The sequence below is a fragment of the Pelagibius sp. genome, assembly GCF_965227505.1.
Taxonomy (GTDB): domain Bacteria; phylum Pseudomonadota; class Alphaproteobacteria; order Kiloniellales; family Kiloniellaceae; genus Pelagibius.
This window is the reverse complement of sequence record NZ_OZ245757.1, coordinates 852,188-869,334: the sequence shown is the minus strand read 5'-3', so window position 1 is coordinate 869,334 and position 17,147 is coordinate 852,188. Positions and strand designations below refer to the sequence as shown.

Below are 17,147 nucleotides of genomic sequence, written 5' to 3'. Positions count from 1 at the left end.
GGGCGAGGGCCTGCGCTGCGCCGCCTGGCGCTTGGTTTCACAGGGCTGCTTCTGCTGGCAGCCTGCGCCGCGCCGTATTTCCCCGTGCCGGAGCCTTCCGGGGGCTTTACCAACTTCGAGACCGAACCGCTGCGTCCACTCGCCCTCTCCGGGGACGGCGCTTTTCTCTATGCCCTGAACACACCCGACGATCGCCTGGAAGTCTTCGCGGCCGGTCCGGACGGCCTGAGATCGGTGGCCGAGGCCCGCCTCGGCCTGCGGCCGATTGCGCTGACGCTGCGCCGCGCGGGCGAGCTTTGGGTCACCAACCACCTGTCCGACAGCGTTTCCGTGGTCGACGTCAGCGACCCGACAGCGCCCAAGGTCATCCGTAGTCTCGATGTCGGCGACGAGCCCCGCGGCATCGTCGCGGCGGGGCCAGACCAGCGCTGGGTGATCGTCGCCACCGCGAAGCGGGGCGACAGCCTGAAGGCCGGGATCGGCCGCGCCCATCTCTGGGTCTTCGATGGGGACGCGCCGGAGCGTGCGCCGCAGGTGCTGACGCTGTTCGGCGCGAAGCCCCGTGCCCTGGCGGTTTCGCCCGACGGGCTTTCGGTCTATGCCGGTATCTTTCATTCCGGCAACGGGACAGCCAGCGTCGGCGGCATCGAGGCGGCCAGCATCGACCGGGCACCGGTCTACAGCCTGGACAATCTGCCGCCATCGAACGGCCCGCCGAAGGCCGGTGCCATCGTGCGCCAGGTGAACGATAGATGGATCGATGCCGGGGGGCGCGACTGGTCGCGTCTGGTGCCCTTCGATCTGCCGGACTACGACGTTTTCCGGATCGACCTTTCCGGAGACCGGCCGACGGTGGCCGAGGCGATCAGCGGCGTCGGCACGGTCCTCTTCGACATCGCCGTGCGCCCGCAGGCCAACGAGGGCGAAGCGGCGGAGGTCTGGGTTTCCAACAGCGAGGCGGCAAACCTGGAAATCCACGAACCGCGCCTGCGCGGCCGCTTTGCCGAGAACCGCATCACCCGCCTGCGCCGCAATGGCGATGGCTGGACGGTGCTTTCGCAGGATCTGAACCCCCACGTCGATCCGGCGCGCATGCCGGCTCCTTCCGCGCTGCGCGCCAGGAGCCTCGCCCAACCGCTGCAGATCGTCTTCGAGCCGTCGGGAGAGAGGGCCTATGTCGCGGCTTTCGGGTCACGCAAGGTCGCCGTGCTCTCCCGCGACGCCGCGGTGATGGACCGCATCGATGTCGGCTTCGGGCCGGCCGGTCTTGCGCACGACGCCAGCCGACAACGGCTCTACGTCTTCAACCGGCTCGACGCCTCGATCTCTGTGGTGGACACAGGGACCAACGGCATTCTTGCCACCGTGCCGCTGCGCCACGATCCGACACCCGCGGTCATCAAGGCCGGCCGCGGACTGCTTTATGACGCGGCTGCAACCTCGGGCCAGGGCACGCTGTCCTGTGCGTCCTGCCATGTCTTCGCCGACGTCGACGGCCTTGGCTGGGACCTGGGCAATCCCGACGGCGAACTGGTGGCCATGCCCGAGGCTCTGCAGCACGATCTCTTCGTGCCGCAGCAGGCGTTTCATCCCCTGAAGGGTCCGATGATGACCCAGAGCCTGCGCGGCATCGTCGACACCGGGCCGCTGCACTGGCGCGGCGACCGCTTCGGCCGCGACAGCGATCAGCCGGGCGCGAACCTGCCGAGCTTCATGGACTTCGACAGGGCTTTCGTCGATCTGATGGGTCTTGCGCAGCCGCCCGGCCGGCAGGAGATGGAGGCTTTCGCGCGCTTCGTTCACACAATCCGCTATCCGCCCAACCCCAACGAGGCGCCTGACCGCAGTTACAACTCGCGACAGCAGGCGGGGTTCCGCATCTTCAACGACGGTATCGACATCGACCGCGGACTCCTGAGCTGCCGCGATTGCCACGCCGCGCCGCTGGGCACCAACGGCCTGATCAACTTCGAAGGCGCCGACGCGGGCATCGACATGAAGACGGCCCACCTGCGCAACGTCTACCAGAAGGTCGGCCGCTTCAATCGGCCTGGGCCTCAGGTCTCCGGTTTCGGCCTGGTGCATGACGGCAGCATCGACACCATCATCAACTTCCTGAAACTGGACGTCTTCCACATTCCCGGAAAGACGGAGGAAGAACGCGACAGCCTGCGGGCTGATCTGAACGCCTTCGTCATGGCCTTCAACACCGGTATGGCGCCGGCGGTCGGTCTGCAGACCACCGTCAGCGGAACCGTGGATGACGGGCAGACGGCGCGGCTTGCCCTGATGACCGGGCAGGCTGCCGCCGGCGACTGTGACCTGATCGCCTGGGCGCGCGCAGAGGGTCGCGAGCGGGGATGGCTCTGGCGTGCCGAGGGCTTCCTGCCGGACCGCGAGGGGGAGGTGTCTTGGCGGCTGGACGATCTGCTGGCGCATGCGGCCGCGGCGCCGGTGACCTTCGCCTGCGTGCCGCCGGGCGACGGCTGGCGCAGTGCGCTGGACCGGGATCTCGATGGGCAGCGCGATGGCGATGAGCCCGGCCCAGGGAATGCCTTGCAATGATCCACTCGAGAAGGAAACACCGGCCCATCGCCCGGTCACGCTGCACCTTTGCATATCTGCTGCCGCTCATCGCGATGCTCGGGGCCTGTGCCACGCTGCCGGACACGCTTCCGGCGAGCGGAGCGCTGGGTGGCCATCATTTCTCCGTCGGTGTCGACTCTGAGGAAGCGGCCTATCTGATGGAGCACTATCTGGCGGGCGCGCGTCTGCGCCCCGAACTCGACCGGCGCATCGATACGCTCTACGTCGATCCCGGCGCCGGCGCGCTGCCGGACCGGGACACTCTGAACCGCATCGCCGATGCCTTCTCCGTGGACTTTGCCGCCATTTACTTTGCCGACCTGATCAATCGGGTTCCCGCAAACCGGTTGCTGCGCCGCTCCTACGATCTGCACCTGGCACGGGCCCTGCAAGGCTACGCGGCGGAGGAGGGGCGGACGCTGCTGCCCCAGGCGGCGGACTACCAGCTCGTCTTCGTGCCGGCCTATCACTACGAGAGCCACAAGAACACCGGGGCCGACCTGGCCGATCCACGCCTAGCGCTGAGCGACGCCGGCCTGTCGCCGCAGCTTGTCAGGACCGACGAGATCGGCTCCATCGACACCAATGCGCTGGTGGTTGCCGACTTTCTGCGCCGCAAAACCGCCCCGAACAGCAAGGTGATCGTGGTCAGCGCCAGCAAGTCGAGCCCGGAGGTGGCGCTGGCGCTCTCCGCACTCGAACCGGAGCACGCCGGGCGCATCAAGGCCTGGATCAACATTGTCGGAACCCTGCAGGGAACGCCCTTGGCCGACGAGGTCCTGGGCGATGGGCCGCTCTCCAGGTATCGCGCCTTCGTCGACGATCCCGGCATGCATTCCATGCTGACGAAACGGCGCCGCGCGGCATTCAAGCAGATCAGAACAGATGAGGATCTGCTGATCATCAATTACATCGGCATCCCGGTGACCGGCACGATCTCGGACGAGGTGCGCGACACCTACATCATCCTGAGGCCCTATGGGCCGAACGACGGCCTCAATCTGCTGGCCGATCTGATCGCGCCTGAAAGCGTCACGCTCGCCGACTTCGGACGCGACCACTACATGGTGGACGAGACCCTGCGTCAACGCACCATCGCGCTCGTCAACACAACGATCCAATGGCTGGAAAGCTGCCAGCGGCGGCGTGGAGGCGGCTGGCCCACGCTGACCAGCGTGACGGACTGCAGCCTGGCGGAGCGTTAGGCATGGGCTAGCCAGACGCGCCAGGGGAGGGGCGCATGGGGGATGGAGTTGAAAGAAGCGCAGCAGAAAGAGGCGCAGTAGAAGGAAGAAGTGTCGGGCGGTCGCTGCGGCTGCTGGTATCGCTGACTCTGATGCTCACGGCCGGCGCCTGTGTGGCCAGGCCGGCGATGGTCGAGGCCGTCGCCTTCGAGAGCCGAACCTACGGCTTCGTCGATCAGCTGCTGGCAGGGCAGAGTGGTGAGGCGCAGCAGGCCGAGGCGGTGTTGGTGCTGCCGGAGAGCGAGACCTTCAAACCGCCCTATCCGGCCCTCGTTCTGCTCCACACGTCCAACGGTCAGGGCTCGCAGGACTGGCTCTACGCCCAGCGTCTGCGCGAGGAAGGGGTCGCTGTGCTGGCCGTCGACAGCTTCTCGCCACGCGATGTCGATCACACCGTGCGCGACCAGACCCTTGTGAGCACGGCCTCGATGCTGGCGGATGCCTATGGCGGGCTGCGGTTCCTGCTCGCCGACCCGCGGATTGACCCCCGGCGTATCGGTGTCATCGGTTTTTCGAAAGGCGGTATCGCCGCGCTCTATGCGGGCTACGAGGCGATCCGGCAAAAGCTGGCGGTTGCGGAGGCACGCTTTGCCTTGCACATCGCCTACTATCCCTGGTGCGGCCTGCGGCTGAGCCGGCCGGTGACGACCGGTGCACCGATCCTCATCCAGTCCGGTGCGCTGGACGATCTGGTTCCGCCGGAGCGCTGTGCCGAACTGGCAGCCGCGACACGCGGTCCGGAGGGCCCCAACAACATGACGCTTGTCGTCCACCCTGGGGCGCGGCACGCCTTCGATCATCCCTTGCTGGAGATGTTCGGCAAGGTCGATATCACGGCGCCTTCGCCGGCCTTCTGCGAGCTTGAGCAGCAGGAAGACGGGGGCTTTGTCGAAACCCGCAGCGGGCTGCAGATCAATGCCGCAAACCTGGGCGCCGTGCTGGCCGGCTGCAGCCGCAGCGGGCACGCCGGCGGCAACGAGGAGGCGGCGGAGCGGGCCTACCGCAACACGCTTGCGTTTCTGGGAGCCGGTGGCTTTCTGACGCGCCGCTGACGTCAGCGTTCAGCCGGAGGCTAGGACAGGGAGATCCCGTAGGCGGTTTCCGCAGTGTGGCAGAGCGAAATCCGCCACTCCACCGGCTTGCCGTCCAGGGCAAGCGCCACGCGATCCACCTCCAGCAACGGGGTGTCCGGCTCCAGGTCCAGGTGGCGCAGGGCTTCGGGCGGTGCCGTGACAGCGCGCAGGCGCTCGATGGCTTTGGTGACCGTCACGTTGTAGTCGTGAGCGAAGAGGGTGTAGAGCGTGTTCGGGAGCTCGCGCCGCTCGGCGAGGTCCGGGAACAGCCGTTGCGGCAGAACGATCCGTTCCAGGATTGCCGCATTCCCGTCGATCGTGCGAACCCGGGTGATCCGGAACACCGCCTCCTCGGCGCCAAGCTGGAGGCGCTGGGCTTCTTCCCTGCGTGCGGTGCCGAGGCTGCGGCGCAGAACGCGGCTTTCCGGCACCACAGGTTCGCCGTCGCGTCCGATCATCTTAAAGAAGTGGAAGAGGGCATGCTCCTGGTCGTGCTCGGCGACGAAAGTGCCGCGCCCCTGGCGCCGGACCAGCAGGTTGCCGGCCGTCATCTCGTCCAGCGCCTTGCGGACCGTGCCTTGGCTAACGTTCAACTCCGCGGCCAGTTGGAACTCGCTGGGCAGCAGGTCGCCGGGGCGCCAATAGCCGCCGACCAGGCGCTGCATCAGCAGATCCTTGACCTGCTGGTAGAGCGGGCGGAGCCCGGGGAGTGGCTGTGATTGCTGGGCCAAGGCGAGGTTCCCAAGTTCAGCGAGGATACCGGCCGCGAAGCGGAGCGATGTGGAGAACTGCGCCGCGGCCCATATTTCGTCGATGCGTTAAAAGAAATTCCTTGTCTTATATAAGACATAACATATAAATTTAAAAAGCTGAACAGACAAGCGCCCGTGCCTCTGCCGAGGCAATCTGCCGGAGCGCTCCTTTTGTCGTGATTCAAGAACGAAACAAATAGGGAGAAGATCCGAAAATGTCGGCACCAGACTTCATTGTGCACGATGCCGAGGACACGGTCGGGGTCATCGTGAAAGAGGGCATTGCCGCAAACACCACGCTCTCCGGCTGGGTCATGGCTGACGATTCGCGCGTCGAGATCGCCTGCATCGACCCGATCCCGCTCGGCCACAAGATCGCGCTGGGGGACATCGCAGAGGGCGACACCATCCTGAAGTACGGCAATGACATCGGCAAGGCCGTCGCGGCGATCGCCAAGGGCGGTCACGTGCACACGCAAAACGTCAAGACGAAGAGGTGGTAAGATGAGCGCACAGAAGATTCACGGCTATCGGCGGGAGAACGGCCGGGTCGGTGTTCGCAACCACGTCGTCATTCTTCCTCTGGACGATCTTTCCAATGCCGCCTGCGAGAAGGTGGCGAACAACATCGATGGCTGCCTGGCGCTGCCGCACCACTATGGCCGCCTTCAGTTCGGAGAGGATCTGGAGCTGCACTTCCGCACCCTGATCGGCACCGGCAGCAATCCGAACGTGGCTGCTGTGATCGTGATCGGGATCGAGCCGGGCTGGACCGGGCGTGTGGTCGAGGGTATCGCCAAGACCGGCAAGCGCGTGGAGGGTTTCGCCATCGAGGGTCACGGCGAGATCAAGATCGTGGCCGATGCTTCGCGCAAGGCCAAGGAGTTCGCCCAGTGGGCCAGCGAACTGCAGCGCGAACCCTGCGACCTGAGCGAGCTTTGGGTGTCGACCAAGTGCGGCGAGTCCGACACCACCTCGGGTCTGGCCTCCAACCCCACCGTGGGCAACTTCATCGACAAGTTCGATGAGATCGGTGCCACCACCTGCTTCGGCGAGACTTCGGAGCTGACAGGGGCGGAACAGGTCTGCGCGACCCGCGCCGCGACGCCTGAAGTCGCCGAGAAGTTTCTCAACACATGGCAGGCCTATATGGATGAGGTGATCGAGCCGCATAAGACGAGCGACCTTTCCGACAGCCAGCCGACCAAGGGCAACATCGCGGGCGGCCTGACCACCATTGAGGAGAAGGCCTTCGGCAATCTGCAGAAGATCGGCAGGAAGACCAAGTTCATCGACGTTTTGCAGCCGGCCGAGCAGCCTGCCAAGGGACCGGGGCTCTACTTCATGGACACCAGTTCGGCAGCGGCGGAGTGTGTCACCCTGCAGGCTGCGGCTGGATTTGTCGTCCATCTGTTCCCGACCGGGCAGGGCAATATCATCGGCAACCCGATCGAGCCGGTGATCAAGCTGACGGCAAATCCAAAAACGGCCCGCGAGATGGGCGAGCATGTCGACCTGGACGTCTCAGGCATTCTGCGCGGCGAGATGAACATGGATGAGGCCGGCGACGCGTTGATCGACATCACGGTCCGAACCTGTAATGGGCGTTTGACGGCGGCGGAAGCCTTGAAGCACCGCGAGTTCGTCATGACCAAGCTCTACCGCAGTGCCTGACGGCGCGGCGACCGAGCGGCTGACGCTGGCCGAGGCGCGCGACCTTGTGGTCGGCGCCTTGGTGGCATCCGGCACGGCGGAGAGCAACGCCGTTTCGGTCGCTGCCGCCCTCGTGGCCGCCGAGGCGGACGGGCAGAAGGGGCACGGTCTGTCGCGGGTCGCCTCCTATGCCGCGCAGGCCCGCAGCGGCAAGGTCCGCGGCGGGGCATCGCCGCGGATGGAGCGACTTTCCGCCTCGGTGGTGCGTATCGATGCCGCAGCCGGCTTTGCCTTTCCGGCCTTGGATCTGGCGCGCAAGGCTCTGTTGCCCATGGCCCGGGGCCAGGTCGTGGCCCTGGCGGCGATATACAATTCGCACCACTTCGGGCAGGGCGGCTACCATGTCGAGCAACTGGCAGAGGAGGGGTTGGTCGGGCTGCTGCTCGGAAACTCGCCGCAGGCCATCGCCCCCTGGGGTGGCAACCGGGGGCTTTTTGGAACCAACCCCATCGCCATGGCGGCCCCACGCCGCAGCGGCGCGCCGCTGGTGATCGACCTGTCCCTTGCCAAGGTGGCCCGTGGCAAGGTCATGGCCGCGTCCAAGGCGGGAGAGGAAATACCGGAGGGCTGGGCCCTGGATGCCGAGGGCAGGCCGACCCGCAGTCCCGAGGCCGCCCTGGGCGGCACTATGGTTCCCATGGGCGAGGCCAAGGGCGCCGCGCTGGCCATGATGGTCGAGGTGCTTTCCGCCACGCTGGTCGGCGCCAACCACGGGTTTGAGGCCTCCTCCTTCTTCGAGGCGGAGGGCCCGGCGCCGGCTGTCGGGCAGCTGTTGATCGCGATCGATCCCGTACCGCTCTCCGGCGGCGGCTTCACGGATCGGCTCGAAGTGCTGATTGAGGCTCTGGAGGACCAGCCCGGCACGCGTCTGCCGGGAACGCGTCGTCTGACTGCCCGTGCCGCCGCGGCGCGCGATGGCCTCTCAGTGCCGGCCGCCGTCTTGTCGGAGATCAGGGGCCTGCATGCCTAACGGCTTTGGGCTGCATCGACGGCCGGCGGCCCGCGAAAGGGCGGCCCGCGAAAGGGCGGCCCGCCGCTCGTCATCATGTCGATCGAGGGTCTAGATCCGTTCCAGAGAGTTGAGCACCTTCTCCGCCGCATCCAGAGAGGCCGCGAAGTAGTGCTCCGCTGCGGCCTCATAGATGACCAGGTTCAGGCCCGTCTCCTCGTCGATCAAGCCAATGACGATGCCCTTTTTCTCCAGGCCGTTGGTATTGAAGGCCGCATATTCGAAACGAAAGGCATCCTGGCCTGAGATCTCATGTGGCCGAAGGCTGAGGATCTGAACCTGTGCGTAGTCGCGGGCGGTGAGGACCGCTTCAAAGAGGTCGACAATGTCCGAAGCCGTCATATCGCTGCGGAAGGTGGGCGCTTTTTCCCCCTGAAGGCGGGGAGCAATCGCCTCACCGTCACCGACATTGGTGAGGAAGGAGATAGACTCCAGACCGATGCCATTGATGGTCCAGGTCTGGTTGTTGCCGTCCTTTGCCGCGCTCCACAAAACGCCTGGCTGAACGCGGAAGACACCGCCGATCACCTGGGGCTCCGATGACGGTACCTCCGAGAAGGTCGTACAGCCCGCCGCCAATCCGGCGACAACCAGAACAGCGAACATCCTCAGTCCACGGATCACGGTTCTTTCTCCAGTTCGCTCAGGTAGTATTGGACAATCTCGCGGTCTTCCGCATCCGGAGCGGCCTGCAGGTACGTGGCAAAGGCCGCACGGGCTCCGGCAACGTCGCCTTCTTTGGAAAGCAGGATGCCAAGGCTGCGGTGAACCGCGACCGGCGCGTCTGCGTGCTCGACCGCTTGCCTGTAGGCGGCCACCGCCTCTGATCTGTCCTCGGAGTCCGGGTTTCGCCGCAGGACTTCGCCTTGGTAGTACCAGACAAGGCCCTTGGAATGCTCGCGTTCCTTCAGACGGTCCAGAAGAACCTGGGTCTGCGCATAGCGTCCAAGGTCGACCTCGTCTTCCAGCCAGGCTTCGAGATGGGGTATCATGGCGGCTCGAAAACGCAGGTCCCTGCTTTCTGCATCCGACGGAACCGTGACCTCCGCAAGGGCATTGGCCATTTCCCTGAGCGACTCCATCCGTTCTTCGCTCGGCGGGTGAGAGGCGAAAAAAGGATCGGGCCGATCCTCCTCGGCGGCCTCTCTTTCCGCAATCAGGTTGCTCCAAACCTGGGCCGCCGCCTGGGGATCGTAGCCGTGTTTCGCCATGAATTCGAAACCCAGACGGTCCGCCTCGCGTTCATGGTCCCGGCTGTAGGCCTGAATGTGTCCAATGACGCCAAGCTGCGCCAGACCGCCGACCGGTACGCCGACGCCGGCCGTCATGACACCGAAGACCGTGGCCGCTGTCAGGGTGTCGCGGGCCGTTTCCCATCTCTGCACGGAGTGGCGCCTGACGTAGTGCGCGATCTCATGGCCCAGAACGGTTACCAACTGGTCCTCGTTTTCGCAGCGCAGCAGCAGGCCGCTCCACACCGTCATGAACCCATTTGGCGCCATCGAGGCGTTGAACCCCGGCTGACGCACGACATAAGTCCGGATCTGACCGCAGTACTCGCCGGCCAATTCGCAGGTCAGATCCTGGACGTAGCGTTGCAACTCGGGATCGGGGATGACCTTGCCGGAAGTCCGCAGCTGGGCTTCGGCCCGCTCCATGACCATCCAGAGGCCGCCTTCCACGCTGTCGGCTGCCGGCGTCGTCCCCGGCTGCAGATCGGACCGAGGGGCCGCCGTGCAACCGCCGACCGTGATGGCGAGCACCGCGAGCAGGCAGGACAGCCTCATAGAGGTGCGCTGTCCAGAAGGGTATCGATCGTACTGCGTGCCAACTCCGGGTCACGCAGATCGCCAACGCCGCTGTTCAGCACGTTGAACCAGACCACCGATCCGCTATCCATGTCGACCATGGAAGCAAAGGCGATCTGCTGTCCGCCCTGAACACCAACACCGAGGAGCGCCAGGGCGACTGTCAGGGCGACACGGCCCTCGCTTGAGAAGGAGTCCTCGGCATAGACGAAGAGGGCGTAGTTTCCGCCGTGAGAGTCACGCAGGCGTTGGACCCCTTCGCCCAGCGTCCAATCGAACTTGTCCTTCTTGGTCGGCAGCGCCAAGCCGGGCACGAACTTGTGAAGCGCGATGGCGCCGCCGACAGCCTCGTGCAGCTTCACAAGCTGCAGATGCTCTGGTTCGACGTCATAGGTCGGGTTGCTGTCGTCCGCATAGGAAACGACCTTGATGTTGCGCTCTGCCATCTCCGCCTTGAGCGCGGCAACGACATTGCGGCGTCCCTGCTCGGTCCAGGCCGCGTTGGGCTCCAGAAGGCCCCCCGTGGTCAGCAGCGAAATCTCGACGTCCGCAGGCATCAGCAAGACCGTCACTTCACCTGTTGGGCGCTGAAAGGCATCGCCGGCATCCAGGCTTCTGGTCTGTGCACAGCCGGCCGCGAAGAGCAGCGGCACCAGCACGATCAGCCGGAGCCGCGGCAGAAAGCGCAGGTCGAACCACTTCCGCTCTGCCAAAGACATGATGTCGTCTTTCCCCCACATTTAGGTTCCACCCTGCCGACAAGACTGACCCCACAAACCTGTCTTTCGCATCGACCGGGCCACGTTACCTATAGTTGATTTTCATGGGAAGCCCGATTCCAATCAAGGATTGATCGGGCTGTTTCGGGACGTATTGCTTGGCGCGCTCTCGCGGATCGGATCCACAGCTTGCAGTTTGCGAAGCAGACGCAGCCCGGCCATCACTGCGTTCGACCGCTTGCCCGCTTCGCCGGCGCAGCCAGGGCGGCTGGGGATGGGGCGAAAGATCAATGTTTTAAAGGGTTAACGCTGATCCTGCGGTGAGTCCGGCCTCCGGAGCGTACTCCCGATGAGGTTGCGGAGGAGCGGAAGCTCATCGCCGGAGCTAATCGATTTGTTGATCGATAGCCAGCCCTCCGTGCTATCCTGAGAGTTGTCGGGGCCGGCCGCAGGGACGTTTCGGAGCATGCATCAACGAGGCACTCATAGATGGCGCCGCTTGAGTGCGCCCTCATGGGGGGCTGCTCCAGCTCCCGCTGCTTCGACCTCTTCCGCTGCGGTCCGGCAGCCAGCATTTTCGATCCCTTTTCGGCGAGACCGATGCCGGCGGCGGTGACGCTGCGCCGATGGTCCCTGCGCGCGGCCTTTTGGGTATCGCTCGCGGCCGTCGTGTTCCTGCGTTTCGCCGACCCCAGTCCCTTCACGACCCTTCGCTACGCGTTCTTTGACGCGGCGCAATCGATGTTCGTCAGCGCTGTCGAACCGCAGCGCCTGAAACTGACGGTGGTGGACATCGACGAGCGCAGTCTGGCGCAGCAGGGCCAGTGGCCCTGGCCGCGAGACCTGATCGCGGACCTTGTCGGGCGCATTGCCGCCAGCAAACCCCTGGTGCTGGGGATCGACATCATCTTCGCCGAGGGTGACCGGCTTTCACCGGAGAACCTGCTGAAGCGGTTTCCGTTGGATGCCCCTTTGCGAGAAAGCCTGGCGGCTCTGCCGTCAAACGATGAGATCCTGGCGGCCAAGCTCCGCATGCTGCCAACGGTGCTCGCCGTGGCTGCCATCGACGATGGCGCGGTGCCCGAGGGTGAGAGGGGCATGCAGGCACCGGTCCGGCTGAGGCTCGGACAGCAGGGCGCCACGGAACTGCGGCGCTATCCGGCGCTTTTGCGCAACCTTGCGCTGTTGGAGGATGCTGCAAGCGGCGTCGGTGTCGCCAGCCTGGAGCTCTCAGGAGACGGCGTTGTCCGCAAGATGCCGGCGGTCATGCTGGTCGGCGACGCGGTGCTGCCGAGCTTCGCCCTGGAAGTGCTGCGTATCGCCCAGGGCGGCGAGGCTGTATCGGTCGAGATCAACGGCCCCGGCGTGACGGCGGTCTCGCTGGCCGGCATGGAGATACCGACGACATACTCCGGCCATGTCTGGCTGCGCGACCGGCCGTCCGACAGTGTGTTGCGGGTTTCGGCTGCGGATCTCATGAGCGGTGCCGTTCCGCTGGCGAGCCTGCAGGGTCATACCGTCCTGCTGGGCTCGACCGCCGTCGGCCTCGGGCGCGAGTTCGTCACCCCGAGCGGCAGGCTGCTCTCCGACGTGGATGTCCAGGCCCTGTTCCTGGAGAACCTGATGGCGGAGAGCTATCTCATCAGGCCTCAGGCGGCGGCGCTTTGGGAAGCGCTGCTGGCCCTTGCCCTGTTGTCCTTGATCGTCCTGGCCGTGCCCAGACTGTCGGGCCACGCCAGCCTGCTGGGCATGCTGGGCCTCTTGAGCCTCCTGGCCGGCGGCAGCCTGGTGGCGATGCAGGGCGGCGGCATCCTCTTCGATCCGACTTATACGGCGATCATATGCTCGGTTGCTTATCTGGTCGTCCTGGGGCGCGGGTTGGCGGAGGCACAGCGCCAGCGGCGGCGCAGCGCCGAGGAGCGGGAGATGGCGCTGATCCTGGCGGAGGCCGGCAACCGGTCCAAGACCAGCTTTCTCGCCAACATGAGCCATGAGCTGCGAACCCCGCTGAATGCCATCCTGGGGTTCTCGGAGATGATGAAGCGCGAAATCCTCGGGCCTGTCTCTCCCCCGAAGTACCGCGACTATGTGGAAGACATCCACCACATGGGCAGCCATCTGCTGTCGCTCGTGAACGATATCCTGGAGATGTCAAAGGTTGAGGCGGGCGAAAGCCATCTTTCTGAGTCGGAGTTTCCTCTCCGAGACGTTCTGGAGGACTGCGTGCGGACCGTTCAGTCGGCCTATCGCGACAGCGGGATCGCGGTCTTCTTCGATACGGCATCCGTCGCGCAGTCGCTTTGGGCGGACAGGCGGATGTTCACGCAGATGGTGCTCAATCTCGTTTCCAATGCTGTGAAGTACACACCCAAAGGCGGAGAGGTCCGGCTGACCGGGCGCCTCGATGAGCAAGGCGACTTCTGTCTTTCGATTTCGGACACGGGGATCGGCATGTCGGACAAGGAGGTCTCCGAGGCCTTCGTTCCCTTCCGGCGGATCGATCATGCCCTTGCCTCCAACCTGGAGGGTATCGGCCTGGGCCTGCCCCTGACGAAGGCCATGATCGAGATGCATGGCGGCCGGCTTGAGCTCACCAGCATCACCGACCACGGAACCACAGCGACCCTGGTTTTTCCGGCGTCGCGCCTGCGCAACCCGAAGGATCGAAAAGGTGAGGAGGTCACACGCTTTGAAGAATCCGCATAGCCTCAAGTCAGTCATCGGTGGGCTTTGCCTCGCTGCCGTTCTGGCGGCGGGCTGGGTTTCGGCTGCCGTTGCGCAGCAACAGGAGGTCGCCCTGGTAAAGGTGGTCGACGGTCAGGCCTTTGCGCGCCGCGCCGAGCAGCGCGCCCAGCTTGACGTCGGGGAGGCGATCTATGCCATGGATGTGATCGAAACCGCCGAGGGCTCCATAGGCCTGACATTCAAGGACGGCACGCGCATTTCGATCGGCCCCAATTCAAGGGTCCAGTTTACCGAGTTCGTCTTCGCCCCGGCGGAAGGACGGCTCTCCTTCGTCGTCGAGCTCTTTCGCGGCACGATGCAGTACATCTCCGGGGTGATCGCAAAGCTGTCGCCGGATGCCGTGAAAGTGAAGACACCGGTGGCCACGGTGGCTGTCCGCGGAACACGCTTTCTGGCCGAAGTTGCGGGGGACTGATCGGATGATGCGCAAGCTCTTGGCCGTGACGCTGATGCTGGGCCTTGCCGCCTGCGCCGGCGGCAACCGTTTCGTCCTGCTGGAGGACGACGACGGCAGCGTCGGTGCGATTACCGTGGAAAACGAAGCCGGTGCCCAGACGCTCGACAGTCCCGGGATCGCGGTCCGGGTGTCCGATGCCGGAACCGCGCCCGGGCAGCCGCGCGCGATCAGCCAGCAGGAAATCGACGAGACCTGGGGGGCCACCCTCGGCGCCAGTCCGCGCAAACCCCGGACTTTCATTCTCTACTTCATTATCGGCTCCGACCGGCTGACGAATGAATCCCTTGCCCAACTGCCGGAAATCCTCGACTCGATCAAGGAGTATCCGGCGGCGGAGGTTGCGGTGGTCGGACATACGGACCGCATCGGCGGAGAGCGGCGCAATGCTCAGCTCGCCTTGCAGCGTGCCGAGACGATCCGGGATCTGCTCATCGCCGAGGGGCTGGAACCGCAGCTGATCGAGGTCGACTCCCACGGCGAGAACAACCCACTGGTCGAAACCGCCGATGAAGTCGCCGAGCCGCGCAACCGCCGTGTCGAGGTGACTGTCAGGTAGGCTGGGGCCAGGTAGGCTGGAGCGGGCCGCTGCGCGATGGGATGGCCCGGTTGCTCCAGAGCGCCCGCTCCACAAATCCGTGGCACTTCCTTTGCGCCCCCGGCAGCCCCCTGTGCGCCGCAGCGCTGTCCCAATGCTTGCTTGACGCGGCCTAGGCCTGCGCCGAGGCTTCCTTCTCAGCCCGAGGAAGGGAGAAGGGCCATGGCGATTGTCCCGCGCCCGGTGCCAGGGTCTTATGACGAGGCCCTGTTCGACTTCATTGTGGAGAGTGAGGGCTTCGTCTCGCGAGTCTACACCGACCACCGCGGCATCCCCACCCTCGGCCTCGGCTATGCGCTCTTTGTCGACGCGCCGGGCTGGCCTGACCGCGACGGTCTGGACGACGACCTGACGGCAATCGGGGTCTCTTTGACGGACGGGGATCGGGCGCTTCTGGGCAAGCTGCGCCAGGCGCTGGTCCGCGGCGCGGTGACCGAAGCCAAGGCGCTGGTGCCACCCTTTTCCTTCGGTGAGGACTCCGGGCAACGCAATGTCCTGAGCTTTCTGATCTCCCGCGATCAGGGACGCCGGCTCTTCGAGCGGATCCGCGCCGACTACGAAGGCGTGCTGCGCCAGCGTCTGGGCGGCGGGCTGATGCAGGCGCTGGAGGGCTCGCAGGAGCTGATGGTGCTGTTCTCTCTCTGCTACAACAGCCCGGCGCTCATCGGTCCGGGCCTGACCGCCGCGCTGCGCGAGGGCCGGCGCGAGAAGGCCTGGTACGAGATCCGTTTCGGTTCGAACCGCGAACGCCACAAGGGCCTGCAGAACCGGCGCGACAAGGAAGCGAAGGTCTTTGGTGCTCTGAACGCCGACCCCAGCGATGCGGAGCGGCGGGCGCTGGGCACCCTGATCGAAGAGCGCCGGAACCGGATGTCCGACTATCTGGCGGGCGTCGGCCTCGGCAGCGGCGAGATCCAGTCCGTCCTCGCCGGTCTGGAGGCGGAGGCGGCAGGCAGAGGAACCCGCTTCGCGTGAGCCACGTTGAACCGCTTCGGTGACTGCGGAGACTTGGCTGGAGAAACTTGGCTGGGGGACCTGGATTCGAACCAGGGCTGCTCGGGTCAGAGCCGAGAGTTCTACCGCTAAACTATCCCCCAAGAGAGACGGGCCTGGCAGGCACCCGGCCAAGCGCCAGGGCCGCAAACCCTCGTTTGCGCGAGAAGGCATTACATAGTCCCATCGCGGGGGTCTTTTCAACTGATTTCCGTAGCTTTTTTGCGGCTTGGCGCATCAAGTCCGGGGCTCGGGACTGGTGCAAAGCCGGGGCTTCACGGTATGATCAGACGTTAACGGCCGGCGGCAAATGTTCGGCCGGAAAGAACAGGAGCAGTGTTTTTAGTGGCAGCCTTCGGAAACGGGCAGCGCCGGCCGGGTCGGGCCAAGCGCAACGGGGCTTCCGCGCGCCGTAACGGGCCAGCGCGGCCTAACGGCGTCTATGCCGCCCTTGACCTGGGCACCAACAATTGCCGCCTGCTGGTGGCCCGCCCGCAGCGGGACGGGTTCCGGGTGGTCGATGCCTTTTCCCGGATCGTGCGCCTGGGGGAGGGGCTCTCGGCTTCCGGTATGCTCTCCGACCAGGCCATGGCGCGTACCCTTGATGCGCTGAAGGTCTGCGCCTCCAAGATCCGCCGCCGCGGCGCCACGCAGGTCCGTGCCGTCGCAACCGAGGCCTGCCGGCGGGCCCGCAACTGCGAGACCTTTCTGGCCCGGGTGAAGAGCGAGACCGGCATCGAACTGGAAATCATCTCTCAGGACGAGGAGGCGAAGCTGGCGATCTACGGCTGTGCCCCGCTGATCGATCCAGAGGTTCCCGACATCCTCCTCTTCGACATCGGCGGCGGCAGCACCGAGGTGTGCTGGCTGAAAGCCGCGCGCGCGAAGGGCGGCGCGGCGCGGCGCCTGACCGGTTCCGATCTCTCCCTCTACGCCTGGTCTTCGATTCCGATCGGCGTGATCTCCATGGCGGAGCGGTTCGGCGGCCGCGACCTCACGCCCGGGGACTACGATGCCATGGTCGACGTCATGCGCGAGGCCATGTCCGACTTCACCGAGCTGAGTGATCTCGGTGGGGCCGTTGCCGGCGGGGAGGTGCAGATGTTGGGGACCTCGGGCACAGTGACCACCCTGGTCGGCGTACATTTCGACCTTCCGCGCTATGACCGCTCTTTCGTTGACGGCAGCTATCTGGACATGGATACCGTTCACCGGATCTGCCGGCGCATCGCAGCCATGAGCTATGGAGAACGAGCCGACCACGCCTGCATCGGCGTCGAGCGTGCGGACCTGGTGGTGGCGGGCTGCGCCATCCTGACCGCGCTCTGCGGCTTCTGGCCTGCCGAGCGGCTGCGCGTGGCGGATCGCGGATTGAGAGAGGGCATGCTCTATACCATGATGCACGGCACGGACCGCCGATCCAGCCGACGCCGGCCTCAGTCGCGGGCCTAGC

15 protein-coding genes and 1 tRNA gene are annotated in these 17,147 nt (G+C 65.4%); 11 read left to right on the top strand and 5 right to left on the bottom strand.

Going from position 1 to position 17,147, the window contains the following annotated elements; genetic code table 11:
- The first annotated feature begins 84 nt into the window (after positions 1-84).
- The 3 genes from ACO06P_RS04160 to ACO06P_RS04150 all read left to right on the top strand — a co-directional run bounded on the left by ACO06P_RS04160 (position 85) and on the right by ACO06P_RS04150 (position 4,882).
- Complete coding sequence (locus ACO06P_RS04160; RefSeq protein WP_420348745.1) at positions 85-2,565, top strand: YncE family protein; 2,481 nt, start codon at positions 85-87, stop codon at positions 2,563-2,565.
- A complete protein-coding gene (locus tag ACO06P_RS04155) occupies positions 2,562-3,791 on the top strand; it encodes a hypothetical protein (RefSeq protein WP_420348744.1) in 1,230 nt (409 codons plus the stop codon). The genes ACO06P_RS04160 and ACO06P_RS04155 overlap by 4 nt, the downstream gene beginning before the upstream one ends.
- A 131-nt stretch (positions 3,792-3,922) precedes the next feature.
- Positions 3,923-4,882, top strand: coding sequence for a dienelactone hydrolase family protein (locus tag ACO06P_RS04150; protein ID WP_420348743.1), 960 nt, complete (start codon positions 3,923-3,925; stop codon positions 4,880-4,882).
- Positions 4,883-4,902: 20 nt separating this feature from the next.
- On the opposite strand, the gene ACO06P_RS04145 is transcribed toward ACO06P_RS04150, so the two are convergent.
- The gene (locus ACO06P_RS04145; protein WP_420348742.1) at positions 4,903-5,634 is read right to left on the bottom strand and encodes a GntR family transcriptional regulator; all 732 of its coding nucleotides are present in this window, start codon (positions 5,632-5,634) and stop codon (positions 4,903-4,905) included.
- 236 nt (positions 5,635-5,870) lie between these two features.
- Between ACO06P_RS04145 and ACO06P_RS04140 the strand changes: the two genes are divergently transcribed.
- The 3 genes from ACO06P_RS04140 to ACO06P_RS04130 are packed head-to-tail and all read left to right on the top strand — an operon-like array spanning position 5,871 to position 8,338.
- Positions 5,871-6,158, top strand: coding sequence for a UxaA family hydrolase (locus ACO06P_RS04140; RefSeq protein ID WP_299392928.1), 288 nt, complete (start codon positions 5,871-5,873; stop codon positions 6,156-6,158).
- A gap of 1 nt (position 6,159) precedes the next feature.
- Positions 6,160-7,329, top strand: coding sequence for a UxaA family hydrolase (locus ACO06P_RS04135; protein ID WP_420348741.1), 1,170 nt, complete (start codon positions 6,160-6,162; stop codon positions 7,327-7,329).
- On the top strand, positions 7,322-8,338 hold the full coding sequence (locus tag ACO06P_RS04130) for an Ldh family oxidoreductase (protein WP_420348740.1): 1,017 nt from the start codon (positions 7,322-7,324) through the stop codon (positions 8,336-8,338). Before ACO06P_RS04135 ends, ACO06P_RS04130 begins: the two co-directional genes overlap by 8 nt.
- Before the next feature lie 90 nt (positions 8,339-8,428).
- Here ACO06P_RS04130 and ACO06P_RS04125 read toward each other — a convergent pair whose 3' ends face one another.
- The 3 genes from ACO06P_RS04125 to ACO06P_RS04115 are packed head-to-tail and all read right to left on the bottom strand — an operon-like array spanning position 8,429 to position 10,904.
- A complete protein-coding gene (locus ACO06P_RS04125; RefSeq protein WP_420348739.1) occupies positions 8,429-9,001 on the bottom strand; it encodes a hypothetical protein in 573 nt (190 codons plus the stop codon).
- A complete protein-coding gene (locus tag ACO06P_RS04120) occupies positions 8,998-10,164 on the bottom strand; it encodes a M48 family metalloprotease (protein ID WP_420348738.1) in 1,167 nt (388 codons plus the stop codon). Before ACO06P_RS04120 ends, ACO06P_RS04125 begins: the two co-directional genes overlap by 4 nt.
- Positions 10,161-10,904 (bottom strand): hypothetical protein, encoded by a 744-nt coding sequence (locus tag ACO06P_RS04115; protein ID WP_420348737.1) that lies wholly within the window; start codon positions 10,902-10,904, stop codon positions 10,161-10,163. Before ACO06P_RS04115 ends, ACO06P_RS04120 begins: the two co-directional genes overlap by 4 nt.
- Positions 10,905-11,393: 489 nt before the next feature.
- Here ACO06P_RS04115 and ACO06P_RS04110 point away from each other — a divergent pair, with 489 nt between their 5' ends.
- From ACO06P_RS04110 to ACO06P_RS04095, 4 genes are all read left to right on the top strand, one after another.
- On the top strand, positions 11,394-13,610 hold the full coding sequence (locus ACO06P_RS04110) for a CHASE2 domain-containing protein (RefSeq protein WP_420348736.1): 2,217 nt from the start codon (positions 11,394-11,396) through the stop codon (positions 13,608-13,610).
- Positions 13,594-14,064 carry a FecR family protein gene (locus tag ACO06P_RS04105; protein WP_420348735.1) on the top strand — a complete coding sequence of 157 codons (471 nt, stop codon included), beginning with the start codon at positions 13,594-13,596 and terminating at the stop codon, positions 14,062-14,064. The genes ACO06P_RS04110 and ACO06P_RS04105 overlap by 17 nt, the downstream gene beginning before the upstream one ends.
- A gap of 4 nt (positions 14,065-14,068) precedes the next feature.
- On the top strand, positions 14,069-14,662 hold the full coding sequence (locus ACO06P_RS04100) for an OmpA family protein (RefSeq protein WP_420348734.1): 594 nt from the start codon (positions 14,069-14,071) through the stop codon (positions 14,660-14,662).
- 201 nt (positions 14,663-14,863) lie between these two features.
- Positions 14,864-15,676 carry a hypothetical protein gene (locus tag ACO06P_RS04095; RefSeq protein ID WP_420348733.1) on the top strand — a complete coding sequence of 271 codons (813 nt, stop codon included), beginning with the start codon at positions 14,864-14,866 and terminating at the stop codon, positions 15,674-15,676.
- Positions 15,677-15,724: 48 nt separating this feature from the next.
- Here the strand turns inward: ACO06P_RS04095 and ACO06P_RS04090 are convergent.
- A tRNA-Gln gene (locus tag ACO06P_RS04090) sits at positions 15,725-15,798 on the bottom strand.
- A 241-nt stretch (positions 15,799-16,039) separates the two neighbouring features.
- Between ACO06P_RS04090 and ACO06P_RS04085 the strand changes: the two genes are divergently transcribed.
- A complete protein-coding gene (locus ACO06P_RS04085; RefSeq protein WP_420348732.1) occupies positions 16,040-17,146 on the top strand; it encodes a Ppx/GppA phosphatase family protein in 1,107 nt (368 codons plus the stop codon).
- The last annotated feature ends 1 nt before the right edge of the window (position 17,147 follow it).

Bases quoted from the DNA above. Each gene is read 5' to 3' on its own strand.
- ACO06P_RS04155 (WP_420348744.1), top strand. From the start codon at position 2,562: ATGATCCACTCGAGAAGGAAACACCGGCCCATCGCCCGGTCACGCTGC.
- ACO06P_RS04150 (WP_420348743.1), top strand. From the start codon at position 3,923: ATGCTCACGGCCGGCGCCTGTGTGGCCAGGCCGGCGATGGTCGAGGCC.
- ACO06P_RS04140 (WP_299392928.1), top strand. From the start codon at position 5,871: ATGTCGGCACCAGACTTCATTGTGCACGATGCCGAGGACACGGTCGGG.
- ACO06P_RS04135 (WP_420348741.1), top strand. From the start codon at position 6,160: ATGAGCGCACAGAAGATTCACGGCTATCGGCGGGAGAACGGCCGGGTC.
- ACO06P_RS04120 (WP_420348738.1), bottom strand. From the start codon at position 10,164: ATGAGGCTGTCCTGCCTGCTCGCGGTGCTCGCCATCACGGTCGGCGGT.
- ACO06P_RS04115 (WP_420348737.1), bottom strand. From the start codon at position 10,904: ATGTCTTTGGCAGAGCGGAAGTGGTTCGACCTGCGCTTTCTGCCGCGG.
- ACO06P_RS04110 (WP_420348736.1), top strand. From the start codon at position 11,394: ATGGCGCCGCTTGAGTGCGCCCTCATGGGGGGCTGCTCCAGCTCCCGC.
- ACO06P_RS04100 (WP_420348734.1), top strand. From the start codon at position 14,069: ATGATGCGCAAGCTCTTGGCCGTGACGCTGATGCTGGGCCTTGCCGCC.
- ACO06P_RS04095 (WP_420348733.1), top strand. From the start codon at position 14,864: ATGGCGATTGTCCCGCGCCCGGTGCCAGGGTCTTATGACGAGGCCCTG.